This is a genomic window from Klebsiella sp. MBT K-1, assembly GCF_002556465.1.
GTDB lineage: Bacteria > Pseudomonadota > Gammaproteobacteria > Enterobacterales > Enterobacteriaceae > Klebsiella > Klebsiella grimontii.
Genome location: NZ_PDEL01000003.1, coordinates 266,434 through 290,973, shown reverse-complemented (window position 1 = coordinate 290,973; position 24,540 = coordinate 266,434). Strand labels below are relative to the sequence as shown.

Annotated in this window: 21 protein-coding genes; 7 read left to right on the top strand and 14 right to left on the bottom strand. The window is 58.3% G+C overall.

What is annotated here, in order from left to right; genetic code table 11:
- Window positions 1-40: 40 nt before the first annotated feature.
- The 4 genes from lldD to CMQ96_RS05970 form a co-directional block, all read right to left on the bottom strand.
- Complete coding sequence (gene lldD, locus CMQ96_RS05985; protein ID WP_024359729.1) at window positions 41-1,270, bottom strand: FMN-dependent L-lactate dehydrogenase LldD; 1,230 nt, start codon at window positions 1,268-1,270, stop codon at window positions 41-43.
- Window positions 1,270-2,043, bottom strand: coding sequence for a transcriptional regulator LldR (lldR, locus tag CMQ96_RS05980; protein ID WP_004137755.1), 774 nt, complete (start codon window positions 2,041-2,043; stop codon window positions 1,270-1,272). The genes lldD and lldR overlap by 1 nt, the downstream gene beginning before the upstream one ends.
- Window positions 2,040-3,695, bottom strand: a complete 1,656-nt coding sequence (gene lldP, locus CMQ96_RS05975; RefSeq protein WP_024359730.1) for an L-lactate permease — start codon at window positions 3,693-3,695, stop codon at window positions 2,040-2,042. Before lldP ends, lldR begins: the two co-directional genes overlap by 4 nt.
- A gap of 346 nt (window positions 3,696-4,041) precedes the next feature.
- Window positions 4,042-4,404, bottom strand: a complete 363-nt coding sequence (locus tag CMQ96_RS05970; RefSeq protein WP_004137762.1) for a YibL family ribosome-associated protein — start codon at window positions 4,402-4,404, stop codon at window positions 4,042-4,044.
- A 274-nt stretch (window positions 4,405-4,678) separates the two neighbouring features.
- Here CMQ96_RS05970 and CMQ96_RS05965 point away from each other — a divergent pair, with 274 nt between their 5' ends.
- The gene (locus tag CMQ96_RS05965; protein WP_004126554.1) at window positions 4,679-4,903 is read left to right on the top strand and encodes a hypothetical protein; all 225 of its coding nucleotides are present in this window, start codon (window positions 4,679-4,681) and stop codon (window positions 4,901-4,903) included.
- On the opposite strand, the gene mtlR is transcribed toward CMQ96_RS05965, so the two are convergent.
- The 3 genes from mtlR to CMQ96_RS05950 form a co-directional block, all read right to left on the bottom strand.
- On the bottom strand, window positions 4,892-5,488 hold the full coding sequence (gene mtlR, locus CMQ96_RS05960; RefSeq protein ID WP_004137764.1) for a mannitol operon repressor MtlR: 597 nt from the start codon (window positions 5,486-5,488) through the stop codon (window positions 4,892-4,894). The two genes, CMQ96_RS05965 and mtlR, sit on opposite strands and share 12 nt — an antisense overlap.
- A complete protein-coding gene (gene mtlD, locus CMQ96_RS05955) occupies window positions 5,485-6,633 on the bottom strand; it encodes a mannitol-1-phosphate 5-dehydrogenase (protein ID WP_049086982.1) in 1,149 nt (382 codons plus the stop codon). Before mtlD ends, mtlR begins: the two co-directional genes overlap by 4 nt.
- 128 nt (window positions 6,634-6,761) lie before the next feature.
- The gene (locus CMQ96_RS05950; protein WP_098066226.1) at window positions 6,762-8,672 is read right to left on the bottom strand and encodes a PTS mannitol transporter subunit IICBA; all 1,911 of its coding nucleotides are present in this window, start codon (window positions 8,670-8,672) and stop codon (window positions 6,762-6,764) included.
- A gap of 535 nt (window positions 8,673-9,207) precedes the next feature.
- Between CMQ96_RS05950 and CMQ96_RS05945 the strand changes: the two genes are divergently transcribed.
- The 5 genes from CMQ96_RS05945 to selB all read left to right on the top strand — a co-directional run bounded on the left by CMQ96_RS05945 (window position 9,208) and on the right by selB (window position 14,741).
- Window positions 9,208-9,579, top strand: coding sequence for a DUF3302 domain-containing protein (locus CMQ96_RS05945; RefSeq protein ID WP_004137769.1), 372 nt, complete (start codon window positions 9,208-9,210; stop codon window positions 9,577-9,579).
- A gap of 3 nt (window positions 9,580-9,582) precedes the next feature.
- Window positions 9,583-10,719, top strand: a complete 1,137-nt coding sequence (locus CMQ96_RS05940) for an HlyD family secretion protein (protein ID WP_024359733.1) — start codon at window positions 9,583-9,585, stop codon at window positions 10,717-10,719.
- A 91-nt stretch (window positions 10,720-10,810) separates the two neighbouring features.
- Window positions 10,811-11,419 carry a glutathione S-transferase gene (locus CMQ96_RS05935; protein WP_024359734.1) on the top strand — a complete coding sequence of 203 codons (609 nt, stop codon included), beginning with the start codon at window positions 10,811-10,813 and terminating at the stop codon, window positions 11,417-11,419.
- Window positions 11,420-11,514: 95 nt separating this feature from the next.
- Window positions 11,515-12,903 (top strand): L-seryl-tRNA(Sec) selenium transferase, encoded by a 1,389-nt coding sequence (selA, locus tag CMQ96_RS05930; protein WP_024359735.1) that lies wholly within the window; start codon window positions 11,515-11,517, stop codon window positions 12,901-12,903.
- Complete coding sequence (gene selB / locus CMQ96_RS05925; protein WP_024359736.1) at window positions 12,900-14,741, top strand: selenocysteine-specific translation elongation factor; 1,842 nt, start codon at window positions 12,900-12,902, stop codon at window positions 14,739-14,741. The genes selA and selB overlap by 4 nt, the downstream gene beginning before the upstream one ends.
- 107 nt (window positions 14,742-14,848) lie before the next feature.
- On the opposite strand, the gene CMQ96_RS05920 is transcribed toward selB, so the two are convergent.
- Both CMQ96_RS05920 and CMQ96_RS05915 read right to left on the bottom strand, forming a co-directional pair.
- Window positions 14,849-16,810, bottom strand: coding sequence for a glycoside hydrolase family 127 protein (locus tag CMQ96_RS05920; RefSeq protein ID WP_098066223.1), 1,962 nt, complete (start codon window positions 16,808-16,810; stop codon window positions 14,849-14,851).
- A gap of 10 nt (window positions 16,811-16,820) precedes the next feature.
- Window positions 16,821-18,221: an MFS transporter gene (locus CMQ96_RS05915; protein WP_049099778.1), complete on the bottom strand. Its 1,401-nt coding sequence runs from the start codon at window positions 18,219-18,221 to the stop codon at window positions 16,821-16,823.
- 254 nt (window positions 18,222-18,475) lie between these two features.
- Between CMQ96_RS05915 and CMQ96_RS05910 the strand changes: the two genes are divergently transcribed.
- A complete protein-coding gene (locus tag CMQ96_RS05910; protein ID WP_024359739.1) occupies window positions 18,476-19,279 on the top strand; it encodes an AraC family transcriptional regulator in 804 nt (267 codons plus the stop codon).
- A 106-nt stretch (window positions 19,280-19,385) separates the two neighbouring features.
- Here the strand turns inward: CMQ96_RS05910 and araD are convergent, their stop codons facing one another.
- From araD to CMQ96_RS05885, 5 genes are all read right to left on the bottom strand, one after another.
- On the bottom strand, window positions 19,386-20,084 hold the full coding sequence (gene araD, locus CMQ96_RS05905; protein WP_004137783.1) for an L-ribulose-5-phosphate 4-epimerase: 699 nt from the start codon (window positions 20,082-20,084) through the stop codon (window positions 19,386-19,388).
- Complete coding sequence (locus CMQ96_RS05900) at window positions 20,078-20,938, bottom strand: L-ribulose-5-phosphate 3-epimerase (protein ID WP_024359740.1); 861 nt, start codon at window positions 20,936-20,938, stop codon at window positions 20,078-20,080. The genes araD and CMQ96_RS05900 overlap by 7 nt, the downstream gene beginning before the upstream one ends.
- On the bottom strand, window positions 20,931-21,593 hold the full coding sequence (ulaD, locus tag CMQ96_RS05895; protein ID WP_024359741.1) for a 3-keto-L-gulonate-6-phosphate decarboxylase UlaD: 663 nt from the start codon (window positions 21,591-21,593) through the stop codon (window positions 20,931-20,933). The genes CMQ96_RS05900 and ulaD overlap by 8 nt, the downstream gene beginning before the upstream one ends.
- A complete protein-coding gene (locus CMQ96_RS05890) occupies window positions 21,590-23,095 on the bottom strand; it encodes an FGGY-family carbohydrate kinase (RefSeq protein WP_049099781.1) in 1,506 nt (501 codons plus the stop codon). The genes ulaD and CMQ96_RS05890 overlap by 4 nt, the downstream gene beginning before the upstream one ends.
- 77 nt (window positions 23,096-23,172) lie before the next feature.
- The gene (locus tag CMQ96_RS05885) at window positions 23,173-24,492 is read right to left on the bottom strand and encodes an MFS transporter (protein WP_004137789.1); all 1,320 of its coding nucleotides are present in this window, start codon (window positions 24,490-24,492) and stop codon (window positions 23,173-23,175) included.
- Window positions 24,493-24,540 lie beyond the last annotated feature (48 nt).

Here is a 24,540-nt window from a genome sequence, read left to right as displayed (position 1 = left end):
TTAATTGCGGGGGGCAGAATAGCAGATATTTGGTCAACCCTCACCCCGCCTGCCGGACGGTTCCCTCTCCCTGGGGAAGAGGGGTCACTGCCGGGTTTCCTGCTGCGATCGTATCAAAGGTCCGTAGCGCATCGGCGTTCTGGACTAAAGATTCACGGCTGATTTCGCCGATGGTTTTCGCGCCGGTCAGCGTCATCGCCACTTTCATCTCTTTCTCGATCAGGTTCAGCAGATTGGCGACCCCCTGCTTGCCGTGGGTGGCGAGCGCATACAGATAAGCGCGGCCCAGCAGCACGCTGTCGGCGCCGAGGGCGATCATACGTACGACATCGAGACCGTTGCGGATGCCGCTATCGGCGAGGATGGTAATGTCGCCTTTAACCGCATCGGCAATCGCGGGCAGGGCGCGGGCGGAAGAGAGCACGCCATCAAGCTGGCGGCCGCCGTGGTTGGAAACCACGATCCCGTCAGCGCCGAAGCGCACCGCGTCGCGGGCGTCTTCCGGATCGAGGATCCCCTTGATCACCATCGGGCCATCCCAGAAATCGCGGATCCACTCAAGGTCTTTCCAGGAAATCGATGGATCGAAGTTATTCGCCAGCCAGCCGATGTAATCTTCCAGGCCGGTCGGTTTGCCGAGGTAGGCGGAGATATTGCCCAAATCGTGCGGCCGACCGTTTAATCCGACGTCCCATGCCCACTGCGGATGGGTCACCGCCTGCCAGTAGCGGCGCATTGCCGCATTCGGGCCGCTCATCCCGGAGTGAGCGTCGCGATAGCGCGCGCCGGGGGTCGGCATATCGACGGTAAAGACCAGCGTTGAACAGCCCGCCGCCTTCGCCCGCTCCAGCGCATTGCGCATAAAACCACGGTCGCGCAGGACGTACAGCTGGAACCACATCGGGCGCTTAATGGTCGGGGCGACCTCTTCAATCGGGCAGACGGAAACGGTAGAGAGGGTGAATGGAATGCCTTTCTCATCCGCCGCGCCTGCCGCCTGCACTTCACCGCGGCGCGCGTACATTCCGCACAGCCCAACCGGCGCCAGCGCCGTCGGCATCGCCAGCTTCTCGTTGAATAAGGTGGTTTCCAGGCTCAGGTCTGACATATTGCGCAGAATACGCTGGCGGAGCGCGACGTCGGAGAGGTCTTCAACGTTGCGACGCAGGGTGTGCTCGGCGTAAGCGCCGCCGTCGATATAGTGGAACAGGAACGGTGGCAGGATACGCTGTGCGGCGGCGCGGTAGTCGCTGGCGGCGGAAATAATCATCACAAGTTCTCCCTGGTATTTTCGTTATGGTCACCGGGCAGGCGGGTAATTCGCGCCTGGCGGGCCTGGTCTTCATCAAAACGTTTGATCGTGGCGTGAACGAAGGCCAAATGGGCCATCATCGCCTGTCTGGCACCTTCCGGGTCACCGGCGATAATCGCCTCCATGACCGCCTGGTGCTGTTCGGTCAGGCGAGCGAATACCGGCGGGACGAGATACATCCGCTGGCGGCTCTCCTTGACTGAGGACTGTAAGAGGTCGAAAAAACCGCGCATGGTTTGCAGCAGCACTACGTTGTGCGAGGCTTCGGCAATCGCCAGGTGGAAGCGGACGTCGGCCTGCGAAGCCAGGTCAGGGTCTTCGCTTTGAGTGGCTTCAAAGCAGAGGCGGATTTTCTCTTTTTCGGCATCGGTTGCCCGCATCGCCGCATGCCAGGCGGTACTGGCTTCAATGGCGTGACGGGCTTCAAGGATATCAAAACTGTAATCGGGGTCGTCGGAGAGCAGCGTCTTCAGCGGCTGGACGATGTTTTGCTCCGACCACGCTTCATGCTGCCAGCGCACGAAGGTGCCGCCGCCGCGACGGCTGAGCAGCACGCCTTCGTTGACTAACATCGCCAGCGCTTCGCGCAGCGAATTGCGCGATACGCCCAGCTGCGCCGCCAGCTGACGTTCGGCGGGCAATCGCATGCCCGCCTCCAGCTTTTGTTCTTCAATCAGCGCCCGCACGCGACGGGCTACATCGTCGGCAAGGCGTTTTGGCATCACTATCACGGGATCATCCAGGTTAAGACGTAGGCCTGCAGGGTAGTGATCACGCCGACCATGCAGGTGAAAATCAGACTATGTTTCACGGTAAAGCGGAACAGGTCCGATTCTTTCCCCACCAGACCGACCGCCGCACAGGCGATGGCGATAGACTGCGGGGAGATCATTTTCCCGGTCACGCCGCCGGTGGTGTTGGCGGCGACCAGCAGGATATCGGAGACGCCAATCTGCTGGGCCGCCGTCGCCTGCAGCGCGGCAAACAGCGCGTTCGACGAGGTATCCGAACCGGTCAGGAATACCCCCAGCCAGCCGAGGAACGGCGAGAAGAAGGTAAACGCGTGCCCGGTATGCGCCAGCGCAAGGGCCAGCGTTGAGGAGAGACCGGAATAGTTAGAAATAAAGGCGAACGCCAGCACCATGCCGATGGAGTAAATCGGCAGCGCCAGTTCTTTCAGCGTGCTGCCGAAGGTTGAGATCGCGTCCTTCGGCTTCATGCGCAGCCAGACGATGGAAAGCAGCGCGGCGAACAGGATGGCGGTGCCGGTGGCGGAGAGCCAGTCAAACTTATAGACCGCGGCGTAAGGCGTCGCTTCGTTGACCACCGGCGGCATGCGGGCCACCATTTTGTCGAGGAATGGCACGGAAATATTAATCACAAAATCGTACATCGCGCCGCCCGGGGCGAACAGCGCTTTGAACGGCGGCACGCTCCACAGGGTCACGGTTGCGGTCAGAAACAGGAACGGCGACCAGGCGCGAATCACCTGTCCCGGCGTGTAGCGGGTGCGCGCCAGGTTCATATCGACCTGCGATGCGCCCATATCGCCGAAGCGGAAGATGCGAACCGGCTGCCAGCGTTTGAGGAACAGCGTCAGGCAGACCAGCGATACCAGTGAAGAGATAATGTCCGGCAGCTCCGGGCCGAGGAAGTTTGAGCTGAGATACTGAGCAATCGCAAAGGAGCCGCCGGCGACCATGACCGCGGGCCAGGTCTCTTTAATGCCGCGCCAGCCGTCCATAATCGCCATGATCCAGAACAGCACGATGATGGTCAGGAACGGCAGCTGGCGGCCAACCATCTGGCCGATTTCGAAGCTGTCGAGGCCCGTCACCTGTCCGGCGACCAGAATGGGAATGCCCATCGCGCCAAACGCGACCGGCGCGGTGTTGACGATCAGGCACAGACCCGCCGCATACAGCGGGTTAAAGCCGAGACCCACCAGCAGCGCCGCGGTAATGGCGACCGGCGCGCCAAAACCCGCAGCCCCTTCGAGGAACGCGCCGAAGGAGAAACCGACGATCAGCATTTGCAGACGCTGGTCCGGGGTAATCGACAAAATCGATGAGCGGATAATGTCGAACTGCCCGGTTTTCACCGAGATTTTATAGACGAAGACCGCGGCGATAATAATCCACGCGATTGGCCACAGGCCGTAGAAGAAGCCGTAGACGACGGAGGCCAGCGCGTGGTCGACCGGCATTTTGTAGAACAGCAGGGCGACGGAGAGCGCAATGACCACGGTCCAGGTCGCGGCGACGTACCCTTTCAGCTTGAGCTTAATCAGGGCAAAGAAGAAAAACAGAATCGGTAGCGATGCGATAAGACTCGATAGCCAGATATTGCCGGCCGGATCGTAATTTTGTTGCCAGAGGTTCATGCAGGTCTCCATCGGGCCGTCATGATGGCGTGCTGAGTCTTACGCTCTTAGCAGGTCACATCATTTGTAAAATTGGCCCAGCCAAATTGCGATTGTAGGATTAACGACAACGAATGGTTAATCAAATGTTATTGATGAGCAATATGTCTGTGACGAAAAATGATGGATATGTGAACCATTGGGCGATTTAAGAAATAATTGGTAGGGCCAATTAGCGGGAATATGGCGTTTGAAACAGAGCCTGTCCCGGAGGCGATGCTGGCGCATCTGTCCGGGCTACCGGCCCGCAGGCGGCGGTGAACCCGTAGCCCCGGTAAGGCGTCAGCCGCCCCCGGGGACGACAGGATTAGAAAGCGGTTTTGGCGAAGCCGGTCATCTCTTTGAGGCCCATTTCGCGGCCCAGCGCGGTCATCGGGTGAACAACAACCAGACCGCGCACGCTTTTCTTGAGCTTGCCCATATCGGCCTGCTCTTTTTTGGTGATGGCGCGGCGATGCGGCATGTCCATCAGCTTTTGCGCTTCTTTGCTCAGCTTCTGGCCCTGAACCTCACGCAGGCGGATGATTTCTGCTTCAATGGTGGTTTTCTCTTTTTCCAGTTCGGCGTATTTTTCTGCGGCTTCAACCAGGGAGAGATCGGCCTGCTGGTGGCGGATGGCGTCAAGGCGATCGCTCAGACGTTTAATTTCGTTTTTTTCGACTTCTTTCATGATGGCTTAATCTATTAAGAAAGGGGCATTATCAGACTATAGTATGTGCTGTCGCTTGGGTTGTGGGTAGTTATTTATCAAAACGTCGCCGTTTTTTGGTCATAACAGCCGTAGCGGCATATTATAACTTGTTGAACATAAAAATCATTTTAAGCCAGAGTTGGCGAATATTCATTTCTGTGAAGCCTGTCGGTCATTAAGCACGTTTTCCTCATCTGAAACCCTGTTTTTGGCTAATCCTTAATAAGATCATTCCCGAGCAGAGGAGAGCGTGATGGCGAAAATCGGCGACGGCGTACCGCGTATTATTGACAAGGCCGTAGATTTTATGGCTTCAAGTCAGGCTTTTATGGAATATCTGAAAAAATCTCCGCGTTTGCAGCATATACCGCCGGATATTCCGGCTGATAAGGAAGCGCTATTTCTGCGGCGTCTTGAGTATTATCGTCAGCTTTATCGGCCGACGTGCGACCAGCAAGAGCCAGAATCAGAGCGTTGATTTTTGAAAGGCTTTTTTTAAGCTGATTTTAGAAATTAGCTCGGTCAGAGATAGCATCATCGTTGAACGTACGACCTGCTGGTAGCGCAGCTTTTGCATTGCCAGCAGGTCCGCATCGCTCTCATCAAATAGCGGCGTTGGCGGCAGAGCGGCCACGCAGTGCAGTTCGCCAAACGGCCCAAGGATCTCATCGTCGGTAAAGCTGTACTCATTACCGTCGTGGTTCAGCTCTTCGCGCAGGGCCATCAGCAGTTCAGCGTCTTCATATTCGGCGCGGCTAATCACCCCAAGGCCGTAAATCAGCTTCAGGCGTACAGAAAGGTCGCCAAGCGGCCCGTCGCCGTCCAGCAACGGCTCCACTGCGTATTTCACCGCGTAGTCGTCTTTACGGAATACCTGAAGCACCAGAATATTGACCGCTTCCGTCAGCAGTTCAACGGTGGCGATCAGGAAGCTTCTTACGGTTTTGCCAGCATTCAGACGTTCAAGCACACGGTTTTCAAATGCCTGTGTTTCTTCCATTATTGCCTGCATATCTGACATGAGTAATGGGCGCGGTTCGGACCGCGCCAGGTCTTGCCTCATTTGGTGGCGCTGTAGTCGTTAACGGCCTCCGCCACCACTTCGCTTGCCGCGTCCAGACCCGAAATCTGCGCCAGCGCCGCCTGCGGGCCTTTCTCGGCAATCAGCGCCGCCAGTTCCTGCGCCTGCGGGTCCTCTTCGCTGCGGAAATGCATCGCCGCGGCGATCCCTTTCACCAGATTCCGGTGCGGCAGGCCATATTCCAGCGTACCGAGCAGCGGCTTAATTAAGCGATCCCCCGCGCTCAGTTTGCGCAGCGGCTGGCGGCCAACGCGCTCAACGTCATCTTTCAGATACGGGTTCTCAAAACGACCAATAATTTTCTGGATGTATGCAGCGTGCTTTTGCGCATCAAAGGCATAGCGTTTGATCAGCACCGCGCCGCTCTCTTCCATCGCCCCTTTGACCACGGCGCGAATATTCTCATCAAGAATCGCGTCGCGAATCGTCTGGTGACCCGCCAGTTTTCCGAGGTAGGCGGTTATAGCATGTCCGGTGTTTAAGGTGAATAGCTTACGTTCGACAAATGCCATCAGGTTATCGGTTAATTCCATACCCGGGATGTCCGGCAGCTCGCCTTTGAACTGGGTCTTGTCGACAATCCACTCGCTGAAGGTTTCCACGGTGACTTCCAGCGGATCGTGAGTGGCGGAAGCGGACGGCGGAACGATGCGGTCAACGGCGGAATCAACGAAGCCGACGTTGGTTTCAACCCAGGCTTTATCCTCTTCGGCCAGGGCGTTAAAAACGTGGCCCTTAAGCTGGCTGGTGCCGCGAACCATATTCTCGCAGGCGATGATATTCAGCGGGGCCGTAACGCCCTGCGCCTTGCGTTTAGCCAGGCCTTTGGCAATCGCCGGGGCGATGCGCTCCAGCACGACCGGGCCGACGGCGGTGGTCACCAGATCCACGCTGGCAATCAGCTCTACAACTTCGTCGCCGATGCTGCTGACGGCGTCAACGCCGGAAACGGTATCGACCTGCTCGTTTTCGCCGACCACGTGAACCTGATAGCTATGACGGGCATTCAGGGCATCAAGCACGACCTGATTTACATCCGCAAACGTCAGCTGTATCCCCGCGTCCGCCAGCAGTTTGCCGATAAAGCCACGACCGATATTACCTGCGCCAAAATGTAATGCTTTCATAGTATTAACCTTCAATTAATGTTTTTACCTGAGAGGGCTGGGGTGAGGCTTTTCCCTCACCCAAACCCTCTCCCCATGACTCAGGAGAGAGGGGGGGGGCGTTTCCCGGCGTACCGCCGGGAGACAAATTACCCTTTCAGCAGCGTCAGAACTTCTTCAACGCTGGTGGTTTTCGTCAGACGCTCAATCACCGATTCATCGTCCAGCGCGTTAGTCAGGCTGGTAATGACCTGAATATGCTCGTTATTACGAGCCGCGATACCGATAACCAGGCGAGCCACCTCGTCCTCTTCTTCGCCGAAGCGCACGCCTTCCGGATACTGGCAGAAGACGATGCCGGTTTTCAGGACGCGATCTTTGGCTTCAATAGTGCCGTGCGGTACCGCGATGGACTCACCCAGATAGGTGGAGGTCAGCTTTTCACGGTCCAGCATCGCCTGGACGTATTCCGGCTCAACGTAGCCGCCTTTCACCAGCTGCTCGCCGGCAAACAGAATCGCTTCTTCTTTGGTCGCCGCTTTACGGCCGAGGAAGATGTTCTCCGCGCCGAGTTTGAACAGGTTGGTGTCAGCCGCGTCGAAGCTGTCTTTCAGGCTATCGCGGACTTTCTCTTCGTTGTCAGTATGGCGCTGCGCCGCCACCAGACGTTCGGTCAAGCTGGTGTACAGGCCGCTGTCGAGGAAGTTGGTTAGCGAAATATGCTGTGCCTGCGGCACCTGACGCATCGCGCGCTCGGTCAGATCGCGATGGGTGATGACCAGGTCCACATCCGGCGGCAGGTTGTTAATTGCACAGTTAGTCACGGAGATGTTGCTCAGCCCGGCATCCTGCACTTTTTTACGCAGCACGCCTGCGCCCATGGCGCTGGAGCCCATACCGGCGTCGCAGGCGACGATGATTTTACGCACGTGGCTCAGGTCGTTCGCGCCATCGCCAGCGGCCAGCGGAGTCGCGCCGCCTTTGGATTCGGCTTTCATATCGTGCATGCGACGGGTCGCGGCTTCGATATCATCTTCTTCTTTCACTTTGCTGGTTTTCAGCAGAACCGCTGCGACCACGAAGGAAACGGCCATCGCGGCGACAATCGCGGCGATGTTAGCGAAGTAGGCGCCCTTCGGCGTCATTGCCAGCACGGCCAGGATGGAGCCCGGAGAAGCCGGAGAGACCAGACCACCGTTGAGGATGGTCAGCGTGAACACGCCGGTCATCCCGCCGAGGATAACGGCCAGAATCAGGCGCGGGTTCATCAGCACGTACGGGAAGTAAATCTCGTGGATACCGCCGAGGAAGTGGATGATTGCCGCACCGCCCGCGGACTGTTTGGCGCTGCCGCGGCCGAAGAACATATACGCCAGCAGGACGCCCATCCCCGGACCCGGGTTAGCTTCGATCAGGAAGAAGATGGATTTGCCCAGCTCGTGGGATTGCTGAATACCCAGCGGCGAGAAAATACCGTGGTTAATGGCGTTGTTGAGGAACAGGATTTTCGCCGGTTCAACAAAGATAGACGCCAGCGGCAGCATCTCGTGCGCCACCATGAAGTTAACGCCTGCGGCCAGAATTTTCGACAGGACTTCAACCGCCGGGCCAATGCCGAGGAACGCCAGAATGGCGAGGATCATACCGATGATGCCTGCGGAGAAGTTATTCACCAGCATCTCAAAACCGGATTTAATCTTACCGTCTACCCAGACGTCGAATTTTTTAATTGCCCAGCCGCCCAGCGGGCCGGCGATCATGGAGCCGAGGAACATCGGCATATCCGCGCCGACGATAACGCCCATGGTGGTAATCGCGCCGACTACGCCGCCGCGCTCGCCGCCAACCAGCTTACCGCCGGTATAACCGATCAGCAGCGGCAGCAGATAGGTGATCATCGGACCAACCAGCTTCGCCAGCGTTTCGTTCGGTAACCATCCTGTCGGAATGAATAGAGCGGTGATAATACCCCACGCGATAAACGCGCCGATATTTGGCATCACCATATTGCTGAGGAAACGACCAAAGCTTTGCACTTTGATCTTGATATCGGATGACATAAAACACCCCTTCTTCTGTTTTTGCTATCGGCAGGCTGAAAGCCCGAGGCTTGTTGTTAATAAGGCGGCAGAGGTAGCCGGGCCCTGAGTGATAGTGCGAAATCTGGCACTGAATCGTTAAGCTGTCCAGTCGATGGATTTTTATGTGATACAGATCACATGAATATAGGGCGATGATGGTCTTTTGTGGTGATCTTCATCACAAAATAGGTGTGTAAAAAAACAACAGACCGGGTTTTTAGGGGGTGTTATGCATTTTTATGTGATGAAAATCACAAATTTACTTTGGCATTTTGTTATTTGTTTGTGATGTATATCACAAAATATTTTCACCCGGATTTAACCTGGTGTGATCTCGCGCAGGTTATGCCGCGTTCCGCTTGCCGATGCGTCATTCAGCAACGCGATCTGCTCAAGAACATTTTAGTCGTCAATGGCGAAAATGAAACGGGTGAATTATGCTCAGTTTGTCGGCCATTTTTTTATCCGGCCCGACACACATCTTAAAAATAATTAGCGTAAATCCGAGGAAATTATGTTTCTCAATTATTTTGCGCTCGGCGTTCTGATCTTTGTATTTCTGGTGATTTTTTATGGAATCATCATTCTCCATGATATTCCTTACCTGATCGCGAAGAAACGTAATCACCCGCATGCCGATGCGATTCACGTCGCAGGCTGGGTGAGTCTTTTTACGCTGCACGTCATCTGGCCGTTTTTATGGATCTGGGCCACGCTTTATCGGCCTGAACGCGGCTGGGGCATGCAGCACGGGCGGGATGGGGCGCCGTCTGAGGCGGCGGAAGAGGAGGGCGAAATCAGCGAACTGCGCCAGCGGGTTATCGCGCTCGAGCAGCAAATAACCGGTCTTCGACTGTCAGCTCAACCTCCTTCGGTGGAGAAATAACTCATGGATCTACTGATTATTTTGACCTATGTGGCGATTGCCTGGTCGATATTTAAAATATTTAAGATCCCGGTAAATAAATGGACGGTTCCCACCGCGGCGCTGGGTGGCGTATTTATTGTTAGCGCGCTTATCTTATTAATGAACTACAACCACCCATATACCTTTACCGCGCAAAAAGCGGTTATTTCTATTCCTATTACGCCGCAGGTCACCGGGGTGGTCAGCAGCGTCACGGATAAAGCCAATCAACGGGTTAAAAAGGGAGAGGTGCTGTTTACCATCGATCCGGCGCGTTATCAGGCCCGGGTGGACAGGCTACAGGCCGACCTTGTTACCGCGCTGCACAGTATTAATACCCTTAAAGCCCAGCTTTCTGAGGCTCAGGCCAATACCACCCGCGTTTCGGCGGAGCGCGATCGCCTGTATAAGGATTATCAGCGCTACCTGAAAGGAAGCCAGGCGCGGGTCAATCCGTTTTCGGAAAGCGATATCGATAATGCCCGGCAAAATTATCTGGCCCAGGATGCGATGGTGAAAGGGTCGGTCGCGGAGCAGGCGCAGATCCAGAGCCAGCTCGATAGCATGATAAACGGTGAGCAGTCGCAGGTGGTTAGCCTGCGCGCGCAGCTGGCGGAGGCGAAATATAACCTCGATCAGACGACCGTACGCGCGCCCAGCGACGGCTATATCACCCAGGTGTTAATTCGTCCTGGGACCTATGCCGCCTCGCTGCCGCTGCGTCCGGTGATGGTCTTTATCCCCCAGCAAAAACGGCTGATTGTGGCGCAGTTCCGGCAAAATTCGCTGCTCAGGCTGGAGAAGGGCGACGATGCCGAAGCGGTGTTCAACGCGCTGCCGGGCCAGGTCTTTCGCGGCAAGCTGGTGAGCATCCTGCCCGTCGTGCCGGGGGGAACGTACCAGGCGCAGGGCACGCTGCAGGCGTTGACGGTGACGCCGGGCACCGACGGCGTGCTGGCGACCATTGAGCTGGAGCCCGACGCCGCCGTAGATGCCCTGCCTGACGGTATTTACGCCCAGGTGGCAGTCTACTCCGATCATTTCACCCATGTTTCAGTGATGCGCAAGGTGCTGCTGCGGATGACCAGCTGGATGCACTATCTCTATCTGGACCATTAGCGGGGTCGGTCTGGCATGAGGTGATTTCTCTCTCTGCTATTTGCCTGCGACTGCGCCATACTGACTACTTTGTTGGCGAAAGGAGCAGGCAATGAAACTGATCGGCAGCTACACCAGTCCCTTTGTGCGCAAAATTTCCATCATACTGCTGGAAAAAGCGATTCCCTTCGAGTTCGTCAACGAATTCCCTTACCACGAGACCAACGGCGTGGCGCAGTACAATCCGCTGGGAAAAGTACCCGCGCTGGTCACCGATGACGGTGAATGCTGGTACGACTCGCCCATTATTGCGCAATATCTGGAGCAGCTCGGCATCGCGCCGGATATGCTGCCTGCGGCGCCGAAGGCTGCGCTGAAATTGCGTCAAATTGAAGCGCTGGCTGATGGCGTGATGGAAGCTGCGCAAATGCTGGTACGGGAGAAAACGCGCCCTGCGGCCCAGCAGTCGGAAAGCGAACTGCTGCGCCAGCGTGAAAAAATCGCGCGCGGTCTTGATGCGCTGGAAGGGTATGCGAATGACGGCACGTTACGTCCTGAGGAGGTCAATCTGGCGACCATTTCGACCGCCTGCGCCATCGCTTATCTCAACTTCCGCCGCGTCGCGCCGGGCTGGTGCGCCACCCGACCGAAGCTGGTTCGGCTGGTGGATTCCCTCTTTCAGCGCGCCAGCTTTGCGCGCACCGAACCGCCGGTGAGTTGACCCAGACGGGTAACAGTTTTTGCGCGGAGGTATTACAATTGCCGCTCATTTGTTGACTCCCTCTCCCGGCGGGAGGGGGGAAAATAGGTTCATTCATGACTAGCGAAATTCGTGCGCTTTATACCCGGCTTCCGGCCATCGACCGTTTACTCCGCGACCCCGCATTTTCACCGCTGCTGATGCAATATGGTCACTCCCAGACGGTGGCGCTGCTGCGTCAGATGCTGGACGAGGCGCGGGAATATATCCGTCTGAACCAGGCGCTGCCGGGCTGGTGCGAAGCGTGGCTGATGGAGACCTCGCGTCGTTTGAGCCAAACGCAACAGAGCGCGCTGCGCCCGGTGTTCAACCTGACCGGCACCGTGCTGCACACCAATCTTGGCCGGGCGATTCAGGCGGAAGCGGCGGTGACGGCGGTTGCCCAGGCGATGCGCGCGCCGGTGACGCTGGAATACGATCTTGATGATGCCGGACGCGGCCACCGCGACCGCGCGCTGGCCGATCTGCTTTGCCGGATCACCGGCGCGGAGGATGCGTGTATCGTCAACAACAATGCTGCAGCAGTGCTGCTGATGCTGGCGGCAACCGCCAGCGGCAGCGAGGTGGTGGTGTCGCGCGGCGAGCTGGTGGAGATCGGCGGCGCGTTCCGTATTCCTGACGTGATGCGCCAGGCGGGCTGCGTCCTGCATGAAGTCGGAACAACGAACCGCACCCATGCGAAAGATTATCGTCAGGCCGTTAATGACAATACCGGCCTGCTGATGAAGGTGCACACCAGCAACTACAGCATCGAGGGCTTTACTAAAGCAGTCGATGAGGCGGCGCTGGCGGAGATTGGCCGCGAACTGAATATCCCGGTGGTCGCCGATCTCGGTAGCGGCTCGCTGGTGGATTTAAGCCAGTACGGCCTGCCGAAAGAGCCGATGCCGCAGGAGATGATTGCCGCCGGCGTCAGCCTGGTGAGCTTCTCCGGCGATAAGCTGCTGGGCGGCCCGCAGGCGGGAATTATTGTCGGAAAGAAAGCGCTGATCGCCCGTTTGCAGAGCCATCCGCTCAAGCGCGCCCTGCGGGCGGATAAAATGACCCTCGCGGCGCTGGAGGCCACGCTGCGCCTCTATCTGCACCCGGAAAAGCTGGCCGCTGAACTGCCGACCCTGCGGCTGCTGACCCGCCAGGCGGAGGCGATCCGCCAGCAGGGCGAGCGCATTCAGGCCGCGCTGGCTGCGCATTATGCTGATTTTGACCTGCAGGTTGAGCCATGTCTGTCGCAGATCGGCAGCGGTTCGCTGCCGGTAGACCGCTTGCCCAGCGCGGCGTTGACCTTTACTCCGCGCGATGGCCGCGGCAGCCGGCTGGAAGCCCTGGCGGCGCGCTGGCGTCTGTTGCCCGTGCCGGTTATTGGCAGGATCTACGATGGCCGCCTGTGGCTGGACCTGCGCTGTCTTGAGGATGAACCCCGGTTTATGGAGATGTTATTGAGATGATTATTGCCACCGCCGGACACGTTGACCACGGCAAAACCACGCTGCTACAGGCGATTACCGGCATCAACGCCGATCGCCTGCCGGAAGAGAAAGCGCGCGGGATGACTATCGACCTGGGCTACGCCTACTGGCCGCAGCCCGACGGGCGGGTGCTGGGTTTTATCGACGTCCCCGGCCACGAAAAATTTTTGTCCAATATGCTGGCCGGCGTCGGCGGTATCGATCACGCGCTGCTGGTGGTGGCCTGCGATGATGGGGTGATGGCGCAGACGCGCGAGCACCTGGCGATCCTCCAGCTCACGGGGAAGCCGACGTTAACCGTGGCGCTGACCAAAGCGGACCGCGTAGAAACGGCGCGGGTTGAGGAAGTGAAGGCGGAGGTCGAGGCGGCGCTGGCGGAGTTCGGCTTTACCGGCGCGACCCTGTTTACCGTCGCGGCGACGGAAGGCCTGGGTATCGCCGGGCTGCGCGATCATCTCCTGCAGCTTTCCGCGCGCGCTCACCCACAGCATCAGCGTTTTCGCCTGGCGATCGACCGGGCGTTTACCGTCAAAGGCGCGGGGCTGGTGGTCACCGGGACGGCGCTTTCCGGCGAAGTTAACGTTGGCGATACGCTGTGGCTGACCGGCGTCGATAAACCGATGCGCGTGCGCGGGCTGCACGCGCAGAATCAGCCGGTGGCGAAAGCGTGGGCCGGTCAGCGCATCGCGCTGAATATTGTCGGCGATGCGCAAAAGGAGGATCTTAACCGCGGCGACTGGCTGCTGGCGGTACCACCGCCGGAAGCCTCTGAACGGGTCATTGTCGAACTCCAGTGCCATACGCCGCTTAGCCAGTGGCAGCCGCTGCATATCCACCACGCCGCCAGCCATATTACCGGTCGCGTGTCGCTGCTCGAAGGCGCGCTGGCGGAGCTGGTTCTCGATACGCCGCTGCGGCTGGCGGATAACGACCGTCTGGTGCTGCGCGATATTTCCGCGCGCCTGACGCTGGCCGGCGCGCGAGTGGTGACCCTCAATCCGCCGCGCCGGGGCAAGCGTAAGCCGGAGTATCTACAGTGGCTGCGCGCGCTGGCCGCCGCGCAGGGCGATGACGTCCAGGCGCTGGATATTCATCTGCAGCGCGACGCGGTGCGCCTCGATGATTTCGCCTGGGCGCGTCAGCTCAGCGACGAGGGGCTGAAGGCGCTGATTAACCGTCCTGATTACCTGCAGGCGGGCAATAGTCTGCTGAGCGCCCCGCTTGCCGCGCGCTGGCAGCGGAAACTGCTCGACGCCCTGGCGCGTTACCACGACCAGCATCGCGATGAGCCCGGGCCGGGCCGCGAACGCCTGCGGCGTATTGCGCTGCCGATGGAAGATGAGGCGCTGGTGCTGCTGTTGATTGAGCAGATGCGCGAAAGCGGCACTGTTCACAGCCACCACGGATGGCTGCATCTGCCGGAGCATAAAGCGGGCTTTACCGACGAGCAGCAGGCCATTTGGCAGCGGGTGGTCGGGCTGTTTGCCGATGAGCCATGGTGGGTGCGCGATCTGGCGCGGGAAGCCAACGTGGAAGAGTCGTTAATGCGAGCGGTATTACGCCAGGCGGCGCAGCAGGGGATGATTACCGCGATCGTCAAAGATCGCTACTATCGCAACGATCGGATTGTGGCGTTTGCCAAAATGATCCGCGAGCTGGATCTGGAGAGGGGATCAACCTGCGCGGCGGATTTCCGCGATACGCTGAACGTCGGGCGCAAGCTGGCGATTCAGATCCTCGAGTATTTCGACCGTATCGGCTTTACCCGCCGTCGCGGTAATGACCATATCCTACGCGATAAGGCGCTGTTTCTTTAGCATAAGCAGGTTGTCCCGGGTCGCGGCGTGAACGCCTGACCCGGGCTACGATAACGCACAAACCTTGTTGTCCCGGTAAGCGCAGCGCCACCGGGGAATCCTCACACTTACGCTTCCGCTTCGTTCACCCAGATACGCATCTCGCCTTCGCCGCGGTTGGCCCAGCTAAACCACGGGATGAAGGTCAGCAGGTGCGGCTGGCGGCTGGACGGCGCGCGATCGTAACGCCACAGCGCCTGCTGCTCGGCATCTTCCGCCGTTTGCTTATAGCCCGGCGCCTGGAGAAGTATCTTGCGGGCAAAAATCCCTTTGCCTTCTACAGTGATAAATCGGGCGTCGCGCGGCAGCTGCAGGTTATGCAATTGCTCGCCGTTATCCGCCTGCTCCAGGCAGTAAACCAGCGGGCCGCGCTGGACGGCGACCTGACCTGCCTGGTGGCGCACCAGCGGGTTACCATAAATGCGGCGCACCGGCATCGGCAGGGTTAACAGCAGCGTGTCGCCCTCCTGCCAGAGATGGCTGATGTACAGATACCCTTTGCGTACGTCCTGCGTAACCGGCGCGCCGTTGAGCGTCACCTGCGGCTTATCGCACCAGTCCGGCAGGCGCAGGGCCAGGGTATGATGCACAGGCGACAATGAATCGATGACTATCTGCACCTGTTCCTGCCACGGATAGTTGCCGCTGATGCGCAGGCGCAGCGCCTCATTGCCCGCCGGGATCTCCGCGCTGTTGCCGATATACAGGTTGATGTACAGGGCATCGTCGTGCGGCGTGTAGATATAGTGTCCCAGCGAGGTCAGCACGCGGGCAATATTCGGCGGGCAGCACGCGCAGCCGAACCAGCGCTGGCGGACGGGCTTAACGTGATCGTAAATATGGTTGAATTTTAAGGATTTTGGATGCACTTCCAGCGGATTGACGTAGAAGAAGTGCTTGCCGTCGAGCGCCATGCCGCCCAGCACGGTGTTATACAGCGCGCGCTCCATCACGTCGGCATATTGGCTGTCGGCTTCCATCTCCAGCATCCGGCGGGCAAACATCATCAGGCCAATGGAAGCACAGCTTTCGGCATAGACCGTGTCGTTTGGCAGGTCATAGTCGCTGCTGAAGGCCTCCCCGCTGCTCTGCGAGCCGATGCCGCCGGTGATATACAGCTGACGCTGGGCCATATTTTTCCACAGGCGCAGGCAATCCTGGCGCTTACCCTCGTCCTGACTTAAACGGGCGAGGTGGGCAACGCCGGCCATCAGATAGACGAAACGCACCGCGTGGCCGATGGCGACCGGCTGTTCGGAAATCGGCTGATGCGCCTGGCTGTAGGGCTTATCCATCACCATCCACGCCGGACCGTAGGTGTTCCAGTAAGAGGTTTTGCCGCGCTTCTCATATTCGATATCGTAAAAATGCGGCTGCGTGCCGCGCGCCTCAACGAAGTACTTCACCAGCGCGATATAGCGTGGCTCCTGAGTGACGTCGTACAGGCGCATTAACGCCAGCTCGATTTCCGGATGGCCAGGGTAGCCGTGCAACTGGTTCTCTCCGGGGCCAAACACGCTATCGATGTGGTCAGCGAGGCGGCAGACGACTTCCAGCAGACGACGCTTGCCGGTGGCCTGGAAGAAGGCGACGCCCGCTTCAATCATGTGGCCGGCGCAGTACAGTTCGTGGCATTCGGCGAGGTTAGTCCAGCGCTCTTCGGGCGCTTTGACCGTGAAATATGTATTCAGATAGCCATCTTCACACTGGGCGGCCGCGACCAGTTCAATTACCTCGTCGGCGGTTTTTTCCAGCTCGGCGTCCGGCTTCTGGCACAGCGACCAGGCCACCGCCTCCAGCCATTTCGCCACGTCGCTGTCCTGAAAGACCATGCCGTAGAATTCGCCCTCCTGTCGCCCGGCGGCGATGCGGAAGTTCTCTATTGCATGGCTAGGATCCGCCTCTTCGATGCGGTCGTTAAGCGCATCCCACTGGTAGGGGATCACCACATCGCGCACCAGCTGCTGGTACTGGCCGAGGAACGGATCGTTGATTTTCAGTTTGTGCAGATCGACTTCCATAACGGGCATGACGGACTCCTTAAGGCTGAACGTGACGCGTGCGCAGGTCGCTGGCAATGCGCGCCATCATCGGATTGTTAAGCTTGCAGGCGCGAATAGTGAAGGCCAGCAGCAGATGGAACAGGGCGGGCAGCAGGGTCTCCATTGAGGAGATGCCCGCCAGGGATGAGGCCGTTTGGTTTTCCACGCCCGGCTGGTAAGCCACGTAGATAAACACGACGCTGATAATGCCGGCGCTGGAGGCCCATGCCAGCTTGATAAAGAACAGGTTAAAGGCGAAGTTCATACCGGAAGAGCGCACCCCGGTTTTCCATTCGCCGTAGTCGTCGGAGAAGGCCATCAGCGAAAAGTGCAGCGGCAGGGTGAAGCCGAGAATAATGCCGTTGCCGAGGATGACGATCAGCCACAGGGTCTGGTATGCCGCCCCGGTTGGTAAAAACCACATCGCGACGGCCAGCGCAGCCAGCGCCAGGTTGGTGTAATAGTAGAGTTTGACGGTATCGAAGCGGCGCGACAGCATATTGATGATCGCGGAGCCCGCAATCGAGGCGAAGGTCACCATGGTGAAGAATAGCGAGGTGTAGCCGGTGGAGCCGCCCAGCACGTAGGTGATGAAGTACATATAGCCGCCGCCGCGGATATTAAAAACGTTGATTAGCAGGAACGACATCACCAGCATCAGCAGCAGCTGGTCATTATTGCGCAGGCCGGCGATGTGCTCGCGCAGGGTAAATTTGCCCATCACATCCAGCGAGACGCGTTCGCGAACCCAGAAAAAGCAGCACAGGAACATCGCCACCGCGATGGCGCAGAGTACGGCGACGCCGTACTGATAGCCCTGCGCGGTATCGCCCTTGCCGAGCGCTTTCACCAGCCACGGCAGCCCAACGGAGACTAAGAAACCCGCCACGCCGCACAGCACAAAACGCCATGCCTGACATGAGATAACCTCGGTATGGCGCGTGGTCATGGTGTTGATCAGCGCGCAGTAGGGGACGTTAATCGCGGTGTAGCTCACCGAGAGCAGCAGATAGGTGCCGAACGCCCAGGCGATTTTTACCCCCATGCTGGCATCGGGCACGGTAAACGTCAGAACGCCGATAACGCCGATCGGCACGGCAATCCACAGCTGCCAGGGACGAAAGCGCCCCCAGCGGCTTTGGGTACGGTCGGCCAGCACGCCCATGATAGGATCGGAAACGGCGTCAAAAACGCGCAGGGCCAGAAACAGGGTTCCGACCAGCGCGGGCGTCAGGCCGAAGACATCGGTATAGAAAAAAGTCAAAAAGTTCATGATCAGGCAGGTAATCACCGTCCCGCCCGCGTCGCCAAGTCCGTAGCCTATTTTTTCCCGTAGGGATAGTTTGTCGTCCTGGACGCGCCGTGCTAAATCGCTTGTGGTAATCGGAGCCGAAGTCATAAATAACTCCCGGAGATGATGTGCGGAATAATATCCCGCTGAGGCGCGGGCTTTAATTGTGTTATTTGCAAATTACGTTATTTATTCTGCACGAAATATGGGGGGCAACAAGGGAATGAAAAAGTATAAAAAGAGGACGATTCCGACCTGATGATAAAAATGTGATTTCGATCCGGCAGAACCCTATTTTATCGTGAATAATCAATGGCAATGAGAGGTTATTTATGATGAAAAAAGCGGAATGTTGAATATCTATGCTTGAATTATCCATGTCACTTCCGATTAAGGTGCAGAACGGCGGGTTGTTTATTTCCCGCGGCGTCGGCAGCCATCCGGCTCGTCAGCTTCACTCCTGGGAAATAATCTTTGTGGAAAAAGGGACATTAACGATTCGCGAAAACAACAAAGTTTTTAGCGTGAATGCCGGGGAAAGTTTGCTGCTCTGGCCGCAGCGATTACATGTGGGGATCGGACTGTTTCCGTCAGATTTAAAATTCTACTGGCTGCATTTTGAAGTGACGTCGGGTGAGGGTGATGCGCTGCTTTCTATTCCACAACATATGCGCGTTAATGACCCGCAGTATATTATTTCACTGTTTCGTCAATTCTTACGCGAGCAGGAAAATATTCATCGTAGCGTGGCGCTGGAGCTGATCCTGCTGCTGATTTTGCAGCAAATTTCGGCGGCAGCAGGCGAACAGCCCGCCGACAGTCCCGGCAACGCGCTGGCGTGGAGAGCGCAGCAAATCATTCGTACCCGGTTTCATTTGCCCCTTTCCGCATCCACGCTGGCGCAGGAGCTGCACTGCAACGCGGATTATCTGGGGCGCGTTTATCGCCATGCTTTCCGGCTGACGTTAACCGAAGCGCTGCACCGTCAGCGGGTAAGGGCGGCGGAAAAGCTGCTTATCAGCGATTCCCTGTCGCTTACCGAGGTGGCGATGAAATGCGGGTTTAACGATGTCGGCTATTTTCGCAAGATTTTCCGCAAGCACACCAGCCTGACGCCGGCGGCGTGGAAGCGTCGTTACTGCAAGGAACATATTAATTCGGCGTAGGGTTGATGGGTTTTCCCCGCCGGCGCTGTGCTGCCCGGGCTACGGGACCGCAGACCGCCGGTAGCCCGGATAAGGCGTTAGCCGCAATCCGGGGAGTTCCGCGGGATTAGTTTTGCCCGTAATAGGCGTTCGCGCCGTGTTTACGCAGATAGTGTTTATCGAGCAGTTCAGACTGCATATCCGGCAGCTGTGGCGCCAGCTGGCGCGAGAAGAGGCCCATGTAGGCGCACTCCTCCAGCACCACGGCGTTATGTACGGCGTCGGCGGCGTCTTTACCCCAGGCAAAGGGGCCGTGCGAATGGACCAATACCGCCGGGATTTGCGCCGGATCCAGGCCGCGCTGTTCAAAGGTTTTGATAATCACCTCACCGGTCTGATACTCATACTCGCCGTTAATCTCCTCAACGGTCATCCGTCGGGTACAGGGGATCGCGCCATAGAAGTAGTCGGCGTGGGTGGTGCCCCAGGCGGGGAGATCGAGCCCGGCCTGCGACCAGATCGTCGCGTGGCGGGAGTGGGTATGCACGATCCCGCCGATCTGCGGATAGCGGCGATAAAGCGCCAGATGCGTTGGCGTATCTGAAGAGGGTTTTTTACCGCCTTCAACGACTTTACCGCTGGCCATCTCTACGACCACCATATCGTCGGCGGTCATCACCTCATATTCGACGCCGGAGGGCTTAATGACCATCAGCTTGCGCGTTTCATCGACCGCGCTGACGTTGCCCCAGGTAAAGGTGACCAGGCCGTGTGCGGGGAGGGCCAGGTTTGCCGCCAGTACCTCGGCTTTCAGTTGTTCTAACATGTGAATCCCCCTTCCTGCATCCGTGATTCAATCCAGCGCCGGGCCTGGATAATCTCCAGCACCGGCTCGCTGGCTTTCTCCGTCCACATCTCAATCAAAAATGAACCGCGGTAGTTCAGCTCGCGCAGCGTCTTAAAAATGCCGACAAAATCGACGCATCCTTCGCCGAACGGCACGTCGCGAAACTGGCCAGGGCTATCGTCGGTCACGGGCAGCGTATCTTTCAGGTGGATGGCGGCGATACGATCGATGCCCAGCTTCAGCTCGGCGGTGACGTCGTTTCCCCAGGCGCTGAGGTTGCCGACGTCCGGGTAGACGGTAAACCACGGTGACGAAAGCATCTCGTCCCACTTTTTCCATTTGCTGATGGAGTTCATAAAGGCGGTGTCCATGATCTCCACCGCCAGCATTACCTGCGCGGCGGCGGCCTGTTCTACCGCCCAGGCCAGCCCTTCGGCAAAACGCTGCCGGGTGCCTTCATCATGCTCTTCGTAATAGACGTCGTAACCCGCCAGCTGGATGGTGCGGATCCCCAGATCGCGCGCCAGGCGGATGGCTTTGGTCATAATCTCTCGCGCCCGATCGCGTACCGCTTCATCGCGGCTGCCAAAGGGGAAACGGCGATGGGCGGACAAGCACATCGAGGGAATGGCGACGCCGGTTTCCAGCATCGCGCTCACCAGCGATGCGCGCTGGGCCGGGGTCCACTCCAGGCGCGAAAGGCGTTCATCGGTCTCGTCCACCGACATTTCGACAAAATCAAAACCGCAGCTTTTGGCCAGTACCAGCCGCTCAGGCCAGCTGAGATCCTTCGCCAGCGCTTTTTCATAAATACCTAACGGATGGTTACGCATGCTGTTCTCCCCAGATAGCGTCGATTTGCGCGTGGAATTCGGCGGCAACCCGCGCCGGATGGGCGGCGCCTGCCAGCGCGCGCCCGGCAATAAAGGCTTTGACGTTGATATCTTTGAACAGCGGTAGATCGGCTGGGGTAATGCCGCCGGTAATCGACAGCTCAAGGCCAATATCGGACAGCGCTTTCATGCGCGCCAGATCCGCCTCCCCCCACTGCTGCCCGCTGGCCTGGGCATCGCGTCCGCGATGGTAAATCGCCTGATGGACGCCAGTACGGTACCAGGCGCGGGCGTCATCCAGGGTCCAGTTGCCGAACAGCTCCATCTGAATTTCACCGCCGCAGGCCTGGGCTACGGCGTGGCCTTTCTCGACCGTGGCGAGCGGTGCGGCGCAGATAATAGTCATCCAGTTGGCGCCAGCGCCAAAGGCCTGCTGCGCCAGGGTTTCACCGGCGTCGGCGACTTTCCAGTCGGCGACGATGATCTTCTCCGGACACTGGGCGCGCAGGGCTTTAACCGCGCTAAGCCCTTCGGTTAAGCAGAGGATGGTTCCCGCCTCCACAATATCAACGTGATCCTGTAGCAGGGCGACATCGCGCTGCGCAGCCTGAAGGCTGGTATGGTCGAGCGCCAGCTGCAGTAATGGTCGGCTCATAATGCGTGCTCCTTAATACGGGCGTGATAGCCCTGTAGTGCTTCAATCAAATGCAGGTAGTGGCGGTATTTGCGCTGATAGCGCGCGTGGGCGGTCATATCGGGTAGCAGCGTGCGTACCGGGTGCTGCCGGGCGCGCCGGGCTTCGCTAAAGCTGCGGTATACGCCGGTGCCGACGCGAGCGGCGAGGGCCGCGCCAAAGCAGCCGGTCTCTTCCACCTGCGGGAGTTCAATGCGTAAGCCGCTGACGTCCGCCAGCATCTGCATCCAGACGTCGGAGTGCGCCGGGCCGCCGGTGACGCGCAGGGCTTGAACGTTTGTAAAGCGTTCGCGCATACGGTTGAGGTGGGTCATATGGCTAAATACCACGCCTTCATAAACCGCCTGCAGCAGGTGCGCGCGGGTATGCAGCGCCTGCATGCCGTAAAAGCCGCAGGTCATCTCCAGCCCGGCGTTGCTGCCATAGAGAAACGGCAGAAAAAACAGCTCGCTCCCGGCTTTCGGCAGGCTGGCGACGGCCTGATTGATCTCATCAAACGAGAGATCGCCCCACTGGGCGGTAAACCATTCGAGGTTGCCGGATGAGGTCGGGCTGGCTTCGTGAACGATATACTGGCCGTCATTGACGTAGCGGCCATAGACGTAAGGGTGGGCCTCATGGTCGCGCAGGCCGTGAGCGATACCGCTGGTGACGGCCCAGGTCCCCATCACCGCATTGAGGGTCGACTCATCCTCAATCCCGGCGCAAAGGGCGGTGGAGACCACGTCAAACAGGCCGCCAACGACGGGAGTACCCGCCGCCAGACCGGTTAAAGCGGCTGCCTGAGCGGTGATCTCCCCGCAAATTTCGGCTGACCCTACAACGGGGGGCAGCGCGCTATCGATTTCACCGATGCCCAGCCACTCGGTCAGGCGCGGGTCGTACTGGCCCATGGCCATGTTGTAGAGGTTGGACTCGGAGATGTTGCTCTCCTCGCAGCCCTTCGCGCCGGTTAAGCACCAGCGCAGATAGTCATGCCCCATCATCACGCAGCCAATTTGCGCGTAGCGCTGGGGTTCATTCTCTTTTACCCAGCGCAGCAAAGAAGCCGGATGTCCGGTCCATAGCGTCTGGCGGGTAACGGGATAGAGCCGTTCGGGAATACGGTCCCGCTGCCAGCGCTGAACGATTTTCAGCGCCCGACGATCGGAGGAGAGGATGGCGTTACCCAGCGGCCGATCCTGCTTATCGAGGAGAAAGAGGCCCTTACCCTGAGCGGAGATGCCCACGCCTTTAATCTGTTCGCCGGATACACCTGCCTGCTGTAATAGCCCGGCAATGGTCGCCGCGCAGTGTTGCCAGAGCTGGCGCATGTCGCGTTCGGCGTAACCCGGCAGGGGCGACATCGTCCGTAGCGCTTGCCGCACAATGCCATGTTCATGACCTTCGGCGTCATATAAACCGGCTTTCAGATAGGTGCCGCCGCAATCAATACCCAGCCAGAAGGCCTGTTTCTTGCTCATCTTTCGCATCTCATTGTTACCGGGTGAACCCGGCATATTTCGCAGGCCCGGCAGGCGCAGCGCCGCCGGGCTCGAGTTTACGCAGTGCGTTTATGTGGATTTATCGTCTTTACCGGCGCAGCACCGGCATCGCATTTCGCCGGCAGCAGCAGCGCCATCAGCGCGGCCAGCGCCAGGGAGATCGCCAGGCAATAGACGCCGGCGTCTTTGCTGTACAACGTGATCAGCACCCCGACCGCATAAGGGCCACAAAATCCGCCGAGGTTGCCAAGCGCGTTGATAACCCCGCGCGCGCCGCCCGCCATTTCCGCGCTGAACAGACGTGCCGGGATGGTCCAGAACACGCCAGCCGCCGATTGCAGGAAGAATCCGCAGCCGACCAGCGCGGCATAGGAGAGCCAAATTTGGTTTTTCAGCGCCACCGACAGGAACATGCACAGAGCGAAGCCAATCAGCGGCAGGCAGACGAACAGCTTGCGTTTACCGGTTCGGTCTGAAAGGGAGGAAAACAGGAACATCCCGGCAATGGCGCCGACGTACGGCAGAATGGCGAGCATGCCGACCTGCCCCATGCTGCTATGGGTCAATTCTTTCAGAATGGTGGGTAGCCACAGGGTGTAGCCGTAAATGCCGGTCTGGTAGAAGAAGTTCAGGGCGATAAGCTGCCACATGGTTTTGTCGGAGAGAACGGCGCTCAGAGAGGCGTTTTTCACCTCGGTGCCGGCAATGGCTTTTTGCTCCGCGGCCAGCGTCTCGACCAGATAGCGCTTCTCTGCTTCGGAAATCCAGCGCGCTTCCTGCGGACGGTCATAGATGGTGTATGCCCACAGAACCAGAACAACCAGCGAGAGCAAACCTTCGATAATAAACAGCCAGCGCCAGTCGAGAACCGTGATAATCCAGCCTGAGAGCGGGGCGGTGATAATCCCGGCAATCGGCACAAACATAATGACAATCGCGTTGGCGCGACCGCGTTCAGCGTCGGGGAACCAGTTACTGATCATCGTGAGAACGACCGGCAGCATACCGCCTTCCGCCACGCCCAGTAAGAAGCGCAGGGCCAGCAGCTGGTACTGATTGGTAATTAACCCCGTCAGCACGGAGATGACCGCCCAGGCGACCAGCGACCAGCCGATAAATTTCTTACCGCTACCGTGAACGGCAATTTTCCCGCCGGGAACCTGTAAAAATAGATAACCGATAAAGAAAATACCGCCCGCCAGCCCCGCCATGGTGGCGGAAATACCTAAGTCGGCATCCATACCTCCGGGCATCGCAAAGGCAATATTGACCCGGTCCATATAAGAAATAATACAAGTGATCAGTATAGGCGGAATGATTCTTAACCAGCGCTGGCGCGGTATATCTTTGGTTGTAGAGTTAGAGGTTATATTCATCTTTATAGTCTCGTAATATTAAAAATATTCTGGTGATGAAGGTGATTA